General features: G+C 40.5%; 11 protein-coding genes. 2 read left to right on the plus strand and 9 right to left on the minus strand.

Annotated features, from left to right (window positions below; all coding sequences use genetic code 11):
• Positions 1-103 precede the first annotated feature (103 nt).
• The 4 genes from EA341_RS01365 to EA341_RS01380 form a co-directional block, all read right to left on the minus strand.
• Complete coding sequence (locus tag EA341_RS01365; RefSeq protein WP_293010884.1) at positions 104-2,467, minus strand: FtsX-like permease family protein; 2,364 nt, start codon at positions 2,465-2,467, stop codon at positions 104-106.
• 406 nt (positions 2,468-2,873) lie between these two features.
• Complete coding sequence (locus EA341_RS01370) at positions 2,874-4,124, minus strand: DUF819 family protein (protein WP_293010885.1); 1,251 nt, start codon at positions 4,122-4,124, stop codon at positions 2,874-2,876.
• Positions 4,125-4,168: 44 nt separating this feature from the next.
• The gene (locus EA341_RS01375; RefSeq protein WP_293010886.1) at positions 4,169-4,774 is read right to left on the minus strand and encodes a CoA pyrophosphatase; all 606 of its coding nucleotides are present in this window, start codon (positions 4,772-4,774) and stop codon (positions 4,169-4,171) included.
• Between the two features lie 35 nt (positions 4,775-4,809).
• Positions 4,810-5,478 carry a bifunctional isocitrate dehydrogenase kinase/phosphatase gene (locus EA341_RS01380; RefSeq protein ID WP_293010887.1) on the minus strand — a complete coding sequence of 223 codons (669 nt, stop codon included), beginning with the start codon at positions 5,476-5,478 and terminating at the stop codon, positions 4,810-4,812.
• A gap of 460 nt (positions 5,479-5,938) precedes the next feature.
• Between EA341_RS01380 and aceK the strand changes: the two genes are divergently transcribed.
• Positions 5,939-7,666, plus strand: coding sequence for a bifunctional isocitrate dehydrogenase kinase/phosphatase (aceK, locus tag EA341_RS01385; RefSeq protein ID WP_293010888.1), 1,728 nt, complete (start codon positions 5,939-5,941; stop codon positions 7,664-7,666).
• 75 nt (positions 7,667-7,741) lie between these two features.
• Here aceK and EA341_RS01390 read toward each other — a convergent pair whose 3' ends face one another.
• The 3 genes from EA341_RS01390 to EA341_RS01400 are packed head-to-tail and all read right to left on the minus strand — an operon-like array spanning position 7,742 to position 12,858.
• Positions 7,742-8,164, minus strand: coding sequence for a hypothetical protein (locus EA341_RS01390; protein WP_293010889.1), 423 nt, complete (start codon positions 8,162-8,164; stop codon positions 7,742-7,744).
• A 27-nt stretch (positions 8,165-8,191) separates the two neighbouring features.
• Entirely contained in the window at positions 8,192-9,637 is a 1,446-nt protein-coding gene (locus tag EA341_RS01395; RefSeq protein WP_293010890.1) for a SusD/RagB family nutrient-binding outer membrane lipoprotein, read from the minus strand.
• A gap of 17 nt (positions 9,638-9,654) precedes the next feature.
• Complete coding sequence (locus EA341_RS01400; protein ID WP_293010891.1) at positions 9,655-12,858, minus strand: SusC/RagA family TonB-linked outer membrane protein; 3,204 nt, start codon at positions 12,856-12,858, stop codon at positions 9,655-9,657.
• Between the two features lie 708 nt (positions 12,859-13,566).
• On the opposite strand from EA341_RS01400, the gene EA341_RS01405 reads away from it, so the two are divergent.
• Positions 13,567-14,079: a nuclear transport factor 2 family protein gene (locus EA341_RS01405; RefSeq protein WP_293010892.1), complete on the plus strand. Its 513-nt coding sequence runs from the start codon at positions 13,567-13,569 to the stop codon at positions 14,077-14,079.
• Between the two features lie 373 nt (positions 14,080-14,452).
• On the opposite strand, the gene EA341_RS01410 is transcribed toward EA341_RS01405, so the two are convergent.
• The gene (locus EA341_RS01410; protein WP_293010893.1) at positions 14,453-15,748 is read right to left on the minus strand and encodes a nucleotide disphospho-sugar-binding domain-containing protein; all 1,296 of its coding nucleotides are present in this window, start codon (positions 15,746-15,748) and stop codon (positions 14,453-14,455) included.
• 237 nt (positions 15,749-15,985) lie between these two features.
• The coding region (locus EA341_RS01415; protein ID WP_293010894.1) for an HYR domain-containing protein at positions 15,986-18,098 on the minus strand (2,113 nt) is incomplete at its 5' end.

An 18,098-nucleotide genomic window follows, 5' to 3' on the forward strand; every position in this document is an offset into this window, starting at 1 on the left:
TTATTAATTTTTCATTCATAATTTCTTACTCCTTGATATTATACGTCTCGTTTCTTAGATCTTAAATCAAAAATCTGAAATCTAAAATCTAAAACCCCCACCATCACTCATCCTTCAGCGTCTTAGCAGGGTTTTGTAAAAAGACTTTTGTCGTCCTGTAGCCTATGGTCATTAAAGAAATAAAAGCGACAAGCCCAATGGCCACCACAAAATTCCAAGGCGAGACCACGGTTTTATAGGCAAAACCTGAAAGCCATTCTTTGCTAAACCACAAGCCAAAACCAATGGACAGCACGGCTGAAAAACCTAAGAGCATAAAGAAATCAGAGGAGAGTATTTTTAGTACATCTGTTGCTTTTGCGCCCAATACCTTTCTTATGCTGATTTCTCTGGTCCTACGCATGGCCACATAAGAAACCAACCCAAATAATCCCATACAGGCTATGAATATGGCAATACCGGCAAAAAGCTGGAATATGCGGGATACGCTTTGTTCGGTCTGATACATTTTTGCGTATTCATCATCAAGGAAACGATAAGCAAAGGGCCTGTCGGGATAAACCCCTTTCCATACCTCTTCCATTTTAGACAGCTTGTCCATAGGATTGCCTTTTGGAAGTTTGGCCAAAATCCAATTGGCTTCCGAGGGTTGAAGAAATATGGCCAAAGGACCTACCTGATTGTGTAAAGAGTTGAAGTAGAAATCTTGCACTACACCTTTTATATTGGAAATCAGTCCATTATAATTCACTTTCCTACCTACACTTTCCTCTACTGTCCAGCCTAATTCTCTAACAGCAGCTTCATTTAGTAGAATATTCATTTCCATTTGGCCCTCATAAGCAGCTGTCTGATTGATATCCTGATCCGAAAACCCCATACCAGCCAGCAGATTCAAGTTGAGGGTCTGCACTATCTCATGGTCTACGGCAAACCCTGTAACCATAAAATCTTTGTCATTATCTCCTCCAGGTGATATGGAGTAGCCCGCCTGTATAAAAATAGGGAGCGAATTTGCCCGGCTCGTGGATTGCGCAGCGCCGGTTCTTTCCAATTCACTTTTCAACGAAGGAAATTTTTCTCCCATGTTGTAATGAAAATTGAGGGCAATCACCTCTTCACGCTCATAACCCAAATTTATGGTCTGCATAAATTCCAACTGCTTTTTGACTATGAAAGTGGCCAGCAAAAGACTGATGGATACAAAAAACTGAAAGACGACAAGACTTCTTCTCAGCCAGGCCCCACCTGCGACACCACTTATCTTTTTGCCCAAAGCTTGAAGTGGCTCCTTTCCTGACAATATCAAAGCAGGGTAAAATCCGGAAAACAAGCCTATTCCCAACATCAAGCCCAGGACCAAAACTATCCCTAATGGGCTGCTCAGCAATTCAAGCTGCATGGGAACTCCCGAAAAATCTTCAAATACTCCCTTCAAAGCATACAGTATCAATAAGCTAAATATCAATCCTGAAATGGATAAAATCATGGATTCGGATAAAAACTGTCCAAATAACTGTGACCTTTCGGCACCCAAAACCTTCCTGAGTCCTACTTCTTTGTTTCTTTCTGTAGATTCTGCCGTAGCCAAATTTACGTAATTGATTATCCCTATGACGATCAACAGAATAGCTACTGAGCCAAAAATATACAGGTTCTTGATATCAATAGCAGGTTTGATATCCTTGAGTTGACTGTAACCCAAATGTATGGAAGTCAAGGGCTGATACATGACAGCAACCTCAAATCCATAACTCCTCATTTCTTCTCCAAAATATTTTTCAACCATCTGATCCAGCTTTGCTGAAAAAACTTCTTGATCAGCCATAGGACTTAGTTTCGCATAGGTATAATAATTAGCTGGATTCCATTGGGGGTTTTTCCCGTCTCTTGTGGTGATAAATGAGGCCAAAAAATCAAAATCAATATGACTATTGCTCGGGAAATCCTTCACAACTCCTGTGACCTGATAATCTTTTCCATCTATCTTAATGGAATTTCCAACTGCTTCCAAAGGTCTCCTGAAATATCGTTGAGCAGTAGAGGAAGTAAGCACAATCTGATTGGGCTCTGAGAGTAGATTCCCCTCTCCTCCTGCCAAAAGCTCCAAATCAAATATTTCGAAGAAATTTTCATCAACAAAGGCAAATTTACTTTCCTCTTGGTTTCCATTTCCAGCATCTACCAGTACCGAAGCAAAAATACTGTAATCGAAAATCAGGGCGGCCACTTCCACTTCATCCATTTCTTCCATTAGTGTGGGGGCCAATGCGGATGGAGTCATGGAAACGACCTGCTCCTCACCCGCCATAGCAAAACGCTGAGCAAATCTCACCACACGGTCAGAATCCCCATACATGCTATCATAGGTGGCTTCATGGTGAATGAACAATGCAATGGCCAAAAAGCTGACAATGGCAACAGTAAGTCCAAGAATATTAATACCCGCATAAAGCTTACGCTTCATGAGATTTCTAAAGGATACTTTGAAATAATTCTTCCACATGGCTATTAAAATCTAGTTTGGTTGGTGACCACAAAGGGCCGGACAAATCCCAAACATTTTGGGGATTTAATCTTCTGCTTTTCATTCAGCATCCATGCCATCTATAAAAACCCCAATAAAAGCCAATAAATGGGCATTTTGAAAAAAGTACTTGTGGACAGACGTACATTTTTGTCCGTCTACGGGCAAAAAAATGCTATAAGTCTTGTCCACTTTTTCACCAGTTTATTGTACTAAGGATCAAGAAAAAATCAAGATTCAAGCATACTTCCTTCATCCCCACCTCACGTCGGGCAGGCGTCATCCTTACATAAAGCAAAGGAAATATGTCTACCGGCGTGATTGCAGATAATCACATTGACCCAAATCAGCCATGCACCAACTGCAGCAAGAGTCCACAGATATAGGCGCCATAGGTACCCACTGCATAACCCAAGACTGCCATCAATACACCTACGGGTGCCAAGGATGGATTAAAAGCGGAAGCTACAATAGGAGCTGAGGCCGCTCCTCCCACATTGGCTTGAGAACCCACTGCCACGAAAAAGAATGGTGCTTTTATAAGGTAAGCAACCAAAAGCATGATCGCCACATGGAAAAACATCCACAATATACCAATCAGAAAAAATACAGGGCTATCAAAGATGGCCATCAGATCCATTTGCATACCAATGGTGGCTACCAAGACGTAGAGCAGAACAGAACCTAACCTGGAAGCTCCGGCTCCTTCCAATTCTCTTGCACGTGTAAATGAAAGCAAAAGTCCCCCTGTGGTAGCTACTACCACAATCCAAAAGAAGGTTTTATCCAGAGAATACTGGCCCAAAGCTGGATAGTTTTCTCCTATGAAAGGAGCCAGCCAATCCGCAATCAGATGCGCCAAGCCTGTCAGAGCGAAACCTATTCCCAGAATTTTCATGGTGTCTGCCATGGTCGGGATTTTCAGTATCCCCTCCCTGTATTTTTCAACTTTATCCTGAAGCTCATGAATGGCTGAACTATCAGCTTTGAAGAGCTTGTCGATAGTTCCTGGTTTAGCCGCCCAGTAGAGCAATACTGCCATCCAAACATTGGCGACCAAGACATCTACTGCTATCATCTGGGAAAACAGTGTAGGACTAGCCTCAAAGACCTCCAACATGGCTGTCTGATTTGCTCCCCCACCAATCCAACTTCCCGCAATGGTGGCAAGCCCCCTCCAAATTTCATCAGGTCCGGCACCACCCAAAACTTCAGGGAAAATGGAAGAAATTGTCAATAAAGCCAATGGGCCACCAAGGATAATACCCACGGAGCCTGCCAAAAACATAACCAAAGCCTTTGGGCCTAATTTCAAAATACCTTTGAAATCAATGCTTAGGGTCAATAATACCAATGATGTAGGCAAAAGATACCTGGAAGCCATGCTATAGAGCCCGGAATATTCTCCCGAGATCAAACCGACGGAGTTCAAAACCGCAGGAATAAAATAACACAACAATATAGATGGAACTACCCTATAAAATTTTTTCCAAACAGGATTGGAGCTGGATGAAGTACCAAAAACCAATGCCAAAACAGTCATTAAAATCCCAAAAACTATGGCATCATTGGTAATCAACGGTGTGGCTTCTTGCATGTAAAAACAGGTTTTTTACAACAATAGCACAAATGCACAAAAAATCAAAAATCCTGGCTTTCCCACATGTAGGTAAATTCTCCCAACATCATTGCTGTAGCTCCCCAGACCAACTCAGATTCTATATCAAAATAAGGTGCCTCAATCTTGTAGCCGCCATTTGTATTGATGATACCGGTTTTCCTGATATTTTTATCCAAAAGCGTATTCATGGGACAATTGATAATCCTCTCTACCTCAAGGGGATCTGGATGGAATTTTGGTTGTTCACTAAGAAAACCCAAGTAAGGCGAAACCATAAAGTTGCTCGGTGGAATATATAAATCCGACATCCTTCCCAATAAAGTCACCTTGGCCGAATCTATCCCTATCTCCTCTTCCGATTCCCTAAGTGCAGTTTTAGCCAAATCTCCATCACTTTCTTCCATTTTGCCTCCCGGAAATGCTATCTGTCCACTATGGACACCTTCGTAAGTGGGTCTTTTGATAAAAGGAACGTAACAGTTTCCTGAGGAATCAGGGTAAAAAAGCATAAGTACAGCCCCTTTTCTGAAACCTTTTCTCATCTGCTGAGCAAAACGCTCCTCGTTAACCGGCAAAGGTGCCATGGTGATTTGTCCCTTTCTTCCAGGTAGGGGACTTTCTAGCATTTGTTCTAATTTGCTAATTACTCTTCCAAATTGCATTAAAAATCGATTTTCTTAAGCTTACTCTTTAAAAACCCATCTTTGGAATAATTAGTTGTGTAAATAGGATGTTTAAATATCAAATGCATTGAATTCTCAACATCGATAAGCCAAAGTTTTGGTGTAATGCCCTCATCTTCTTCAAAAAAACCCGATACCATAAGGTATTCCGGTGTTACCCAAACCGCATCTTCAAAACCTCCAGATGGTCCAATAAACAACAACCTTTCCCTCATGCCATCATTTTTGAAATAAATGACTTCTGAATCAGGATTTAGAAATGGGCCACCTTGTTCTGGGAAAACAATTTTATAGCTATAAATATCTACCACGCCTTTCCCCTCAGGGTGGGAAAGCAAATAAGGGAAGAATGGGGAATTCTCATCAATGAAGTTTTCTTCTGGCCACTCAAGTTGGTCGAATGCTAATTTTTTGTCTAGGGTGAAGTCTGAAGGGGTAAAACTACTTTCTTTGGATTTCCAATGGGAAACCCAAGGTTGTAGCTGCTGGATTCCTATCTCCAACAATTGCATTTCTTCCTCTTCCAGGTCGTACTCATCCTCGACGATCTCCTGTTTTTTCTCCTTTTCAAAAGAACAGGAAAACATAAAACCTATTATTAATCCCAAAAATGAAATACGGAGGGAATGTGTGTTTTTGTTATTCATTCAAATGCCCGAAAATGAAAACGAATAAAGTACAAAACAGGTAAAAATCAAAAAAGGCCGGAACATTGTCCCAGCCTTTTCCATCTCTCAAACCTATTAAACCTATTGTAGATATTCAATGATTGAATAACATGTTTGAAAGGTATAGAATGTTTTCTAATTGTCCAAACAATCGATTGCGAAAATTTTATTTTGTCTTCAAAATGGTGAATATCATACTCAATTTTATATCGGAAATACAAGAAAATCACACAGATAACTTGTGGAAAAAAAAGTTAAACAGATTAAAATTTCTATAAAAGAATTGGCTACCTAATTTTCAACAAGAGATATCGATTAATAAGAATTTTAAATTCAAGGAGGAGGATATTTTTTTGAATTTATCAAATTCATCTCTGATATAAGCTACATCTAAAAGCAATCTTTTTACTTTTATTGGAGATAGCACATTTATTTTTACATGGACAGAAAAAAAATCACAGATACTAGCCGGATTATCGGTGAAAGTTTTGATCATTATATGAATGTATATGCAGAAATGACAAGACTGGCACCCGGATTTTTTCAGAAAAAAGACTGGGCGGGAATGCAGGCATTACACAAGAAAAGATTGAGGCTTTATAAGGATCATGTAAATGAAACCAAAAGCCAAATCATTACACATCTTCAGACATCTGTCGGGAATTTTGACTTTTGGAAAGCCACCAAACTTGTGTATCATGAACAAATAGACAATAGGTTGGATAAAGAATTGGCAGAGACCTTTTTTAATTCCATCATCAGAAAGGTTTATCATGGCCTGGCGATAAATGAGGAATTGATGTTTGTTCATGAAGGGTATAATTCATGTCCAATTTTCACGAATCTTAATCTTTTCAATGTTTATCCCTCCGAATGGGGACTGCAAAGAATCATCCGCAGTATTATGGATGATTATGATTTTGGAACCCAATACCTCGACAAAGAAGCAGACATACAATTTTTGGTGAATTCTGTACGAGATGTCATTCTTACCCGGTATGAGACTACAGAAGACACGGTTACCCAAGTATTGAAAAGTATATTTTATAGAAATAAGGCCGCTTATTTGGTTGGAAGAACAAGAGTTGGTGGAAAGTGGATGCCTTTTATAATCCCATTTCTGAATGGACCGAGAGGAGTTTATGTAGACACCATGATTTTTGATCCCAAAATCATGGCTCATCTTTTCAGTTTTACAAGGTCCTATTTTATGGTTGAAGTAGACATTCCTTCACAATTTGTAGCATTTCTCAATTCCGTCATTACGCATAAACAAGTGCATGAATTGTACAATGCAATAGGATTTAACAAACATGGTAAAACCGAGTTTTATCGGGATTTCATCAATCATCTGGCGCAAAGTGACGATCAGTTTGTGGTAGCTGAAGGCATCAAAGGTATGGTAATGACTGTATTTACCCTGCCCTCATACAACATTGTATTCAAGATGATCAAGGATTATTTTGACCCACCCAAAACCATGACAAGGCAGGAAGTAAGGGACAAATACAAAATGGTAGGTCTTCATGACCGGGTTGGCAGAATGGCAGATACTCATGAATTTGAAGAATTCCATATTCCCTTGGATAGGATTCATCCTAGCCTGATGGAAGAATTGCGAAACTCAGTCAATTCACTCCTTCAGGTCAATGAAAATGAATTGATCCTCAAACATGTCTACACGGAGAGAAAAATGATCCCTATGAATCTCTATTTGGAGAAATGCAGTTTTGAAGATGCAAAAATGGCTGTGGAAGAATATGGCTATGCAATTTTGCAATTGGCAAAAGCAAATATTTTCCCGGGTGATATGATGACAAAAAACTTTGGCGTAACAAGACAAAAAAGGGTGGTGTTTTATGATTACGATGAAATCGAGTTTTTAACAGATATGAATTTCCGATGGAAACCCAAACCGGAAAACTATGAGCAGATTTATGCCTCAGAACCTTGGTATGATATCGCTGATAACGATGTTTTTCCTGAAGATTTCAAAAAATGGATGATAGGAAGAAAGGACGTACAGGATCATTTTTTGGAATACCACAAAGACCTATTTGATCCAGGTTATTGGCAAGGGCTGAAAAACCAGATCAAAAAAGGAGAATTAATCCATGCTTTCCCCTATCCTATTGAAATCAGATTTCGTCCGGATGAAGAGGCATAAAAAAACAGCTGATCAATGATCAGCTGTTTTAAGCATTAAATTTCCTTTTAAGAAATTCGAAGTCAATAAAATTAATTATTCCCCTGCAGCCACGTTCAAATTGATGCTGCGTCTTGCCGTAAAGTTACTTTCCGTCACCAAGACAAATTCCATTGTCAAAGTGTTACCGGCTGCATCCTCAGGAATGGTGTACTGGAAGGTTTCCACATAAGAGTCTTCTGTATTCCAAGAAGTAAAGGTTTTGGTTTCTACCGTAGTTGCGGCACTACCTGTCCCCCTATTCATCCTAAGCTCAGTAGCATTCTCATGCTCAGAATAGATGGTCATGGTGAAAGTCACTGTCTGTCCTACTTCTGGACTGGTATTCGACGCTGTCAAGGTAGAAATCGTACCTACCGCACCTACCACATCATATTCGGGTTCCACCTCTTCCAAAATGCAGGAAGTAGCAAAAACAAACATCAGAAGCATTACCGCTATATTTTTCAAATTTTTCATTTTCATCTTCATTTAAGGATTTAAGAATTACCTGTCCCAGAATACCCTATCCTGATTGGTCACACTGGGTACGTTTGCGGAATTATTCACCACTTCTCTATTGGGGTAAATAAATCTTCTCGGGAAGGCACCTTGGGTAGAATTGGAAGGTGAAGGCTCAAGCATAGGTAGACCTGATACTGTATTGGCTGCACCGACAGGTGTTGTTCTTCTCCAATCTGACCAAGCTTCCGTCTGTAAAAACAGATCAATATGCTTCTCCTCCATTATTTTTTCCAATGTGAGTGAAGCTCCGGTTTCACTACCGTACTTTTCTACATAAGCCTCATCAGCAGAACCTGTAATTCTTTGAAGGGATGCAGCCACGGCAGCATTAAATGCATCTGCAGCTCTATCCTGCTGTCCTGCTCTAAGAGCAGCCTCAGCTTCAATAAACTTAAGCTCACTGTAATTCAAAACAGGCGTTGGAGCCTCTCTCGAATTAAGGTATGGTCCTGGAATCACAGAACCCTGGGGTCTAGACGAAGAACCGTTTGGTGTACCTACGTAAAGACCTGCTGTGGTTGGGGATACAAAAAACTGCAATCTTGGATCATCCTCACCCTCTTCTATCCTATCTTTCAACAGGTCAATAAAGCGTTGACTGATTCCCACATTATTTTCTCCAAAGGTAGTCTGAAAATAAGGGAACCATGGTCCGGCAAATTCAGAACCGAATACAACTATAGGCTGATCGGCATTCGAAGCGAAAGTTCCGGCGTCTATGGCTGCCAAAGTAGAAGCAGCTGAACCTGCAGGATCTACTTTGCTTAAGTGATTATGGTACCTGGCTTTCATAGCATTGGCCAACATGATCCATCTTGGTTTTGAATTTTGTCTCCAAAGGGACTCATTATTAGCCCTGTAAATCAAGTCATTTGTACTTGGACTGGTAGTACTTTCCGCATTTAGGTCTGCTATGCCCTCATCCAATAACTGTTGAATTCTGGTATACAATGTTTCCGCATTGTCAAAACTCGGCTGGCTGATTTCCTCCAATTGAAGCGCTTCCGTATAAGGAATATCATTCCAAAGATCCACTGAATATCCCAAAACAACAGCCTCCATAATTTTGGCTGCACCCAAGTAGTCGGTTGCGCCCAACTCCTCCGATTTCGCTTTAATATTCTTGATATTTAGCAGACAATTGGCATAAAACCTATTCCAGGTAGCATCGCTCATATCGGCAATGAATGCATAATTGTTCACCTGTTGTTGATCTCCCAATACACCGGTAAGGTATTGCATCAAGATGCTTGAAAACTGTGCGGATTCACCATTGATTCCGTATACAAAGGATGCTGTCACTGCAGGAAAAATAACCTGTATCGATGCATCTGTAGCCTGATTGGGATTGGTATTGATTTCTTCAAATGATTCACACGAAACCAATACAGCCACCATCATGAAATATATAATTATCTTATTTTTCATTTTTTCTCCTTTTAAAGTTAGAATGAAGCGTTTACCGTAAGACCAAAACTCCTCATGTTTGGAGTGGTAAAGGCATCTAAACCTACCGCTGTGTTTGGACCTCCAAGATTGGTTTCAGGGTCAATTCCTCCATAGTTGGTGAAAAGCAGTAGATTTCTGCCATATACACCTACAGAAGCCCTAGTCATTCCCATCCTACTGGTCACATTAGAAGGAACACTATAAGATAATGTCACATCTCTTAGTCTAATCCAAGAGCCATCCTGAACCCATCTTTCGGTCAATTCCCTACCGAAAGAATTTGCAGCTCCAACTCCTTGGAAAGCAGCTTGATCCAAGGTAACAGGAATGTCATTTACCTGGCCGTGGTTATCACCGCCCGGGTTTTCAATAATACCTCTAAATACTGCTACTTTGTTTCTGTCCAATGTATGTTCTGCCACACCTGAACCATTACCCATCCAGAAGGCAGTAACATTGATGACATCTCCACCTTTTCTCACATCCCAAAGCATGGTAAGGTTAAGGTTTTTGTACCTGAAATTATTTCTCCAACCAATCAGAAAGTCTGGGTTAGGATTTCCTACCATAATCTGCTCAGGATCCATCATCGGAAAGCCTTGAGGATTGACAAGTACTTCACCATCATCATTTCTCAAGAAGCCATTCCCGTAAAATACTCCGAATTGTTCTCCAGGAATCAACCTACTTTGGATTCTTGCACCAAACATATTCGTAACAATAGGCTCGTCGTTTGGAAGGGAGACTACAAAGTTTCTGTTTCTTGTAAAATTGAAAACCATATCCCAAGAGAAATCTCCCTGGTCTACTACACTACCCGTGATCACAGCTTCTATACCTTTGTTCTGTATTTCACCTGCATTGGTCAGTTGAGAAGTAAATCCGGTAGAAGAAGGAACTGGCACAGATACAATCTGGTCCCGGCTAATTGCATTGTAGTAGGTTACATCCAAACCAAGTCTGTTTTCGAATAATCTGATGTCAGCTCCGATCTCAAATGTGTTTGTGAATTCTGCTCTAAGGTTATTATTTCCTGCCGCAGAACTTAGCAATACTCCTCCTACTCCATCAATAGGGAACCTTACGCCAGAAGCATATCTGGTACCCGTAGTGGCAATATTATAGAAAGTATCTGTAGAAAATGCCGGTGGAATATTACCTGCTCCAGCATAGGATCCCCTTAACTTGGCAAAACTCAATGTCCTGCTGTCGATCTTAAGCAAATCCGTCAAAACTACACTCAATCCAGCACTGCCGTATGTAAATGACCTATTGTTTGCCGGTAAAGTAGAAGCCCATTCATTCCTTACAGACAACTCTAGAAATATGGAATTAACATACCCTAAACTCGCCCTTGAGAATACTGCTTGAGTCATTCTTCTGGTGTCTGTTTTGGTGAAAACAGGGTTTTCTTGGGTATTTGCAATATTGAATAATCCTGGAATAGCGAAATTGGTACCGTTCATGAAAAGACTGCTGGTTTCGGATGAAAACATATTATGACCCACCAAAAAAGTGGCTGAAAAGTTTTCATTCAAATCCTTACTTGCTGATAAGATCAAATCAGAGTTTAAGATTTGGTCCGTGTAAGTATCTTCATAAATTCTACCTCCTAAGGCACCACTTGCTGAAATGGCTGCACCACCTGAGGATGAAGGCGCCCAAACTTGGGTTCTTTCATCATGCGAAAAGTCAAAACCCAATCTATGGGTAATTGTCAGCCAATCACTCGGTGTAATTTCAGTCTGAAGGAAGGAAATAAACCTGCTTACATCATCTGTGTAAGGATTATTGTTGACAGTCCAGAAAGGGTTATCAGGGCTGAAAGGCCTACTACCATCCAAGGCTCCTCTAAAATTCCTTTGCTGACCATTGGGAAAAACAAATCCGGCGGAGTTGTCAAAAGATGGAGGAGTTCTATACAAACCTTGTATGGCATCGGAGAAGTTATCACCTCTACCAAACTTAGTACTGGTGCTGTTAACATAATTGACAGAACCACCAATTTTGAACTTTTCGCTTAACCTAGAGTCAGCAGATAATTTGATGGAAGTCCTATTGAAATTATTGTTGGGTATGATCCCTTCCTGATACATATTTCCCGCAGATAGATAAAAAGAAGATTTCTCATCTCCTGCCGATACAGCCACATGGGTATCGTTGGTGAATCCATTCTGGAAAAAGAGCCTTTGGTTATCATAAACAGGTACTCTTGGTCCGGCATTAGGATGATTCATATCCACAATAGTCCCTCTTGGATCCTTGGCAAAAGGTGTGGTTTCATCATACCTTAAAGTAGAAATTGGTGCTCCGTAATGATTGAAAGTGGTTCCTCCATTATAAAGACCATTATCTCCTTGGGCATAATTCAATTGCTGTGGAAAGTAATTCATGATACGGTCTGTGGAGGTATTGGTAGAAATATCCACAGAAAAACCCTTGGACTTGCTCCCTTTTTTGGTCGTAATCAATACCACACCTGTGGCACCTTGAATACCGTACAAAGAAGTTGCTGCAGGACCTTTCAAAACAGAAATACTCTCAATATCATTAGGATTGATGTCAATGGCTCTGTTCGCATAATCCACACCTCCTGAAGTTCCTATTGAGGCCCGGAAGGAGTTGTTGACAGGTACACCATCAACTACAAAAAGAGGCTGGTTCTGTCCTGATATGGACTGAATACCCCTGATGACAATGCTAGAACCTGCACCAGCTGAACCACCCTGACGGGTTACTTGCACACCAGCAACTTTAGCATTCAAGGCATCCACTACATTTTGCTCTCGGGATGCATTAATCTCTGCAGACCCGACTTCCTGCTGTGAAAATGAAATTTTCTTCTTTTCCTGGGTAAGACCAAATGCAGTCACCACTACTTCACCAAGCTGTTCTGTATCAGGAGTCATACGTACATCCACTGTAGACCTGTTATTGACTCGAACCGTACGGGAAGTAAACCCTATGAATGAAAATGTCAAAACACTATTTTGGTCCGGAACATTGATGGAGTAGTTCCCATCAATGTCTGTTACTGTACCAATAGTAGTGTTCTGAACCAAAATAGACACCCCGGGAAGGGGCTCTTCGTCTTCCGACGATACAACTTTTCCACTTACCGTCAAACCTTGTCCATATACCCATCCGGACATACAAAAGGCTGATAAGAAGAAAATGAGAAGAGTAAAATTTTTCTTCATAAAACTTTAATAATTTAAATTGAACAACTAATAAATAAAACCAGAAAAAAACTGGACCGACGGCATGCACAGATTCTCTAAAAAGGGCTTGAGAGTTTAAAAAACCCATTAATCTCCTGCATTTCAGCTTTTTCTGAAAATAAAAGCCAGAATAAATATTGTAAAATAATCATAAACTTACAATAAGATTACGCTAAAAGAATTCATTTTCAATATTACACTATCTAATATGGCTTTTCTCATTTCTCAATTTGAACTTAAAATTTAATTGTTTAATGCTTAAATTTCAGCTCATTACAAAATGAAAACATCAAAGACCAATGGTTGGTAAAACTATCAGTTAGGGGCAGTTTTTCAGGATTTTTTTATGATAAAAGGTTTTTTCATTTGAACCGGTTTTGTCCTAGTTTAGGGAGAATCTAAACTTTGCTCAGATTCAAAAAAAATGAAAAAGAACCGCTCACTTTTTGGCTTTTCAACTAATCATCCACACTTAAAATACTACTTAAGTAGTATTTTTTTTTGTTTCTCTGATCGCTAGCTTTCTGAAAGAATAAAACATATGGAATCTTGTATGACATTGATGTCATAAAGTGGATGAATCTATATTCATCGGGTTTACATGCAAGATTTTTTCATTGACTGAGATAGGCAATCCATCCCACCAATACAGGACAAGTGATAACCATAAAACCAAATTATAAACATATGAAAACTTCTATTTTTATTTCGATCATGTTGCTTGCATTGTTTTCCTTAACAATTCAGGCACAAAGTAATTTTGTTATCAATCCTGACGGTGACAAAGACCAAGCTGTGGTAAACGCCTATATGGAAGCAATGCGATCCAAAGATCCTTCACAGCTCGGAAAACAGCATGCCGATAATTATGTAGGGTATGGCCCAAGATGGGAATCGCCAGAAACCAAAAAGGATATGATTCAACACATACAAAGCATTTGGGAACGTATGGATAATATCCGTCACGACAGGATTAGAATGCTCAGTGTGACTATATCCGGAGATGAAGTTCCGGAATTCAACGGCAACTGGGTATTCGTCTGGGGAATTTTTGTAGCAAACGATAAAAGCTCTGGAAAAGAAATTTCCCTTGATATACATCAGATATTTAAAGTTCGAGACGGTAAAATAATCGGTGCTGTAGTTTACTACAATGAGTTGGATGGCATGATCCAAACAGGTCAGTATGCAGGAAGTTGAATTTTATGTTGCTTGGATATTTAAAAACAAATTCAAATTTCAGATGTCCGATGCCTGATATTCATCACCAATCAGCCATGCTGGGATAAGAGACCTAAGGCATTGAAATATCCAAAGAGGATATTATTAAAGCTCTTTGCTACTTGAAGTAATTGTCACACCCAATTTTATTTTCCTTTGATTTTTAATAAAGCCACTTTTCAGTGGCTTTATTAATTTTTATCCACATGAAAGCCTCAAAGGATTTTGATCTTGTCCGGAAGTTTCTGATTTATTTTTAGCCTGCTGGCAGGACCTTATTTTTTAAAAATAAAACTGACCATAGCAAGCAAATTTAAAATGCAGGGTGTAGATGAATATTTCTGAAAATATATTAAGCGCTAACTTTATTTTTTCCCATATAATCCTCTAACAACTCTCTGATCACCTGATCGACCAAGGCCACCGAATCGTAGGATTCGATTTCTCTTTTAAGATGAAGTGCGTTTTGCTTGTATTTTGGATTGGAAAAAACTTCATGAATGACAGCTTTAAGCTTTTCAGGCTTAGGCTTCATGGTTTTCATATCTATTCCAGTTCCTGAAACAGTTACCCGCTGGGCTACTTCCATTTTGTCCTCCGTCGCTCCGGCAATAACGATTGGCAGCCCAAAACCCAATGCCATATTTGTTCCTCCATATCCGCCATTTGTGACAATCAAGTCTACGTATGGTAGCAGGTTTCCAAAAGGAATAAAAGGAGCCACCCGGGCATTGGGTGGAAGCTTGGGAATTTCCTCTTTGACGGGAACTGCCACGACCAAAGTATCCGGTTCATCTTTTAGCGCGATCAGGGTAGGAATAATTAGGTCTTGAATATCATTGGCTATGGTTCCCTGATTGACTAGTACCACTTTCTTAGCTTTCTCCAGGTCTCCCCACCAATCTGGCTTCTCCCAATTGGGATCCGGCTTTGTCATGGGCGGACCAATAAATTGATGGTTCTCCGGCATGTCAGACCGATCATAATCAAAACCTGGCACCGAAAAAATCAACACCCGATCCACAAACCTGTTAAAATCTCCGAAAAACCCGCGGTAAGGTGGAAGTTGGTATTTCTTTCTGAGCTTATTACCATAAACGGTTACGTCCTTAAACAGCACCCGGTCTATGAGATAGTTAAGTATGCGATTTCTAACCCGCATCAAGAGGCTATTACTTGGCAACAAACCCGAACCAAATGGGGCGGTATCCTGACTGAGAATCAAGGGAGGTACCACGTGGAGATTAATGGTGGGTTTCTCTAATATTTCTCCCAAAAACAAAGGACTAAAAGTCACAGGGTCACCTACGAAAATATCAGGTTGAATATTACTTACCAAAGACCGGAAGCTATGATGTGCTTCTTCATCTATATCAAAAAACCATTTCAGATATTCTTTGATTTGATCCAAACCTTTCTTTTTGACTAAGGCTGGACGCTGTTGATAAGTAGTCAAACCTCTGGAAGGATAATCCAAACTTTCAATGAATGTATGGAATACTGCACCCGTTTTCTCGATTTTTTCCTGAAAAATCCTTGTTCCAACCCAATGTACTTCGTGTCCTAGCTGGACCAAACCTTTGACGAGTGGAAGGACGGGAAAGGTATGTCCTTCGACAATACCAACTGATAGAAGAATCTTTGCCATAATTAAAAATATTTTAAGTAAAAAACCCTCACAAGCAAGTATTTACAACATCTTAAATTTTAGTCATTGTTATTTGTAGAGAAATACTATTTAAGTGGTATTTTGAACTAATGATTAATTGTTGAAATGTACACATTAGTGGTATTTTGAAATAATTACTCCAGCTGATTTGAATATTAAAATTTGAAAAAAATAGCCCCTTTTGATTGCTCAGAAAGGGGCTATTATACCAAAATCCTATAAACCCTTCACCAACCTACCCGTCAGTACCCTTTTGTCTATTTGCACGACGATATGATACATTCCTGAACTAAGCTCTCTTAAGTCAAGGTTCCTGACAAAAGTTTCTGACTGATGGCTATGTTCTTCGTAAACAGACCTACCAGCAGCGTCGAATACCCTTATGGTGACGTCAGATTCTCCGGACAGCTGCACCAGTATATTCGTCTCCTGTTTGGCAGGATTAGGATATACCAAGATACTGTTCGGGTCTACTTCTCTGTACAAGGTCAGTTCCCTGCTGATAGTCTGCCCAGCTCGGTCGGTGCTATGTACATTGACTTTCATGACTGCATCAGGTTGTCCGTTTCCTTTCCAGATCAGCACATCTTTATCAATGTGGAAGTTAGGATGATCATCTATGGTGTAGATATGAACATTATCTACAGGGTCAATGGTTTTTAGGCTGCCGATGGTCTCTCCGCTATGGACCTTATCAGGTACCAAGTTCCTGCTGATCAAAATATCTTCAGGAAGAGGTTTTGACTCAACGATGACAGGTAAGCTCATCTCGGCATCAAACCCATTGAAGCTTTCATTTAGAAGTGTTGCCCCAATCTGATAGAATCCAGGTATCAAAGGATCATAGCCCAACGGGTTCCATTTTATCTGGCGGATGGCTTCAGGATCAGAACCTTCTTCAAACGAAATTTCTTCTTTTACCAGCCAATTGAAAGGAGTATTCCAAGGCACAGACCAAAGTCCAGAATCCACAAATTCAATTTCCTTATTATTTTTCCTTACAGGTCCTTTGTTTTTGGATACAAGTAGTATAAACCTGAACCTCTCTTTGCTGATGTTTCCAGATAGATCTTTGGCTTCGAATTCCACAAAGAAATTCACTGGTTTCCTATACTGGGTTCCTGGAGCTGGATGCTGTATCAGTTCAAATCCACAATTATCGCTTGCTTCGACCCTTCCCCTGAAGTCAGGCATGGTAAATGTGTCCCCAGCTCTCATCATCCATACAAAGGCAGCTTTTTTTATCTTGATTTTGGGCCGCTCTTCATCAAGTACAATCACCTTAAATTCTGCTTCATCGATGTTGTCCTCGGCATCTGTGGCTATCAGCTTCACCATATTTTCGCCTAAATCATCACAGCTAAAGTCGAATTTGCTCAAATCAAGCCTAAGTGGACCACAAGTAGCAAATGAACCGTCGTCAACCATGGCTGTGGTCAGTTTTGCTTCACCCAAACTGTTGATTTTAAGTGTAATTGTAGCTTTTGCTTTGGCAGTTACTACACAAGCTTCCTCTTTTTTTACAACCACAAGCTGTTCGGCGGTAGCCATGTTTCCGCTCTCATCAATCACAGTCCAAATTACTGTATTGATACCCAAAGCGAAGCTATTAGGCGCATCATTGGTCACAGAGGCAATGCTGCAATTGTCCGAAACTGTAGGCTGTCCAAGTTCCACATCGGCAGCAAATTCCTCTTCAGGACCTAGCTGTATATTGATATTGGCAGGAGCTGTAATCAGTGGTGCTTCGTTATCCACTACCGTGACTGTCTGTTCGGATGTAGCCTCATTACCGTTGACATCGATCACAGTCCAAGTCACCACAGTAGTACCCAAGGGGAACACCAATGGTGCATCATTGCTGATTTTATCCACTCCGCAGTTATCCGAGGTCACAGGCTCTCCAAGATCGATCTCTCCCGAGTCGCAGCCCGAAGGAACGGTGTTAGTGCTGATATTGGCAGGAGCAGTGATACTTGGTGCTTCGTTGTCCACCACAGTTACATTCTGGAATGCAGTGGATTGGTTGCCATTACCATCAATTACAGTCCAAGTCACCACAGTAGTACCAACAGGGAAGCTTTCAGGGGCATTGTTGCTGATGCCGTTTTCTGGAATATCCTCTCCTGTTACTTCTGGTGTACCTAGATCAATTCCAGTAGCTTGACAGGTTCCCTCATCATTGTCTACAGTAATATCTGCCGGTGCAGTGATGGTCGGCAATACCTCACGGGTAACGTTCACTATCTGTTCGGCTGTCGCTGAATTGCCGCTGCCATCTATAATGGTCCAGATAACAGTGTTCTGACCGAGCGGGAATTCCGACGGC

The organism is Mongoliibacter sp. (genome assembly GCF_007692705.1).
In the GTDB taxonomy this organism is placed as follows: Bacteria; Bacteroidota; Bacteroidia; order Cytophagales; family Cyclobacteriaceae; genus Mongoliibacter.

Coding starts and splice junctions, on each gene's coding strand:
- aceK (WP_293010888.1), top strand. CDS start 5,939: ATGGACAGAAAAAAAATCACAGATACTAGCCGGATTATCGGTGAAAGT.
- EA341_RS01390 (WP_293010889.1), bottom strand. CDS start 8,164: ATGAAAAATTTGAAAAATATAGCGGTAATGCTTCTGATGTTTGTTTTT.
- EA341_RS01370 (WP_293010885.1), bottom strand. CDS start 4,124: ATGCAAGAAGCCACACCGTTGATTACCAATGATGCCATAGTTTTTGGG.
- EA341_RS01410 (WP_293010893.1), bottom strand. CDS start 15,748: ATGGCAAAGATTCTTCTATCAGTTGGTATTGTCGAAGGACATACCTTT.
- EA341_RS01395 (WP_293010890.1), bottom strand. CDS start 9,637: ATGAAAAATAAGATAATTATATATTTCATGATGGTGGCTGTATTGGTT.
- EA341_RS01375 (WP_293010886.1), bottom strand. CDS start 4,774: ATGCTAGAAAGTCCCCTACCTGGAAGAAAGGGACAAATCACCATGGCA.
- EA341_RS01405 (WP_293010892.1), top strand. CDS start 13,567: ATGAAAACTTCTATTTTTATTTCGATCATGTTGCTTGCATTGTTTTCC.
- EA341_RS01365 (WP_293010884.1), bottom strand. CDS start 2,467: ATGAAGCGTAAGCTTTATGCGGGTATTAATATTCTTGGACTTACTGTT.
- EA341_RS01380 (WP_293010887.1), bottom strand. CDS start 5,478: ATGAATAACAAAAACACACATTCCCTCCGTATTTCATTTTTGGGATTA.
- EA341_RS01400 (WP_293010891.1), bottom strand. CDS start 12,858: ATGAAGAAAAATTTTACTCTTCTCATTTTCTTCTTATCAGCCTTTTGT.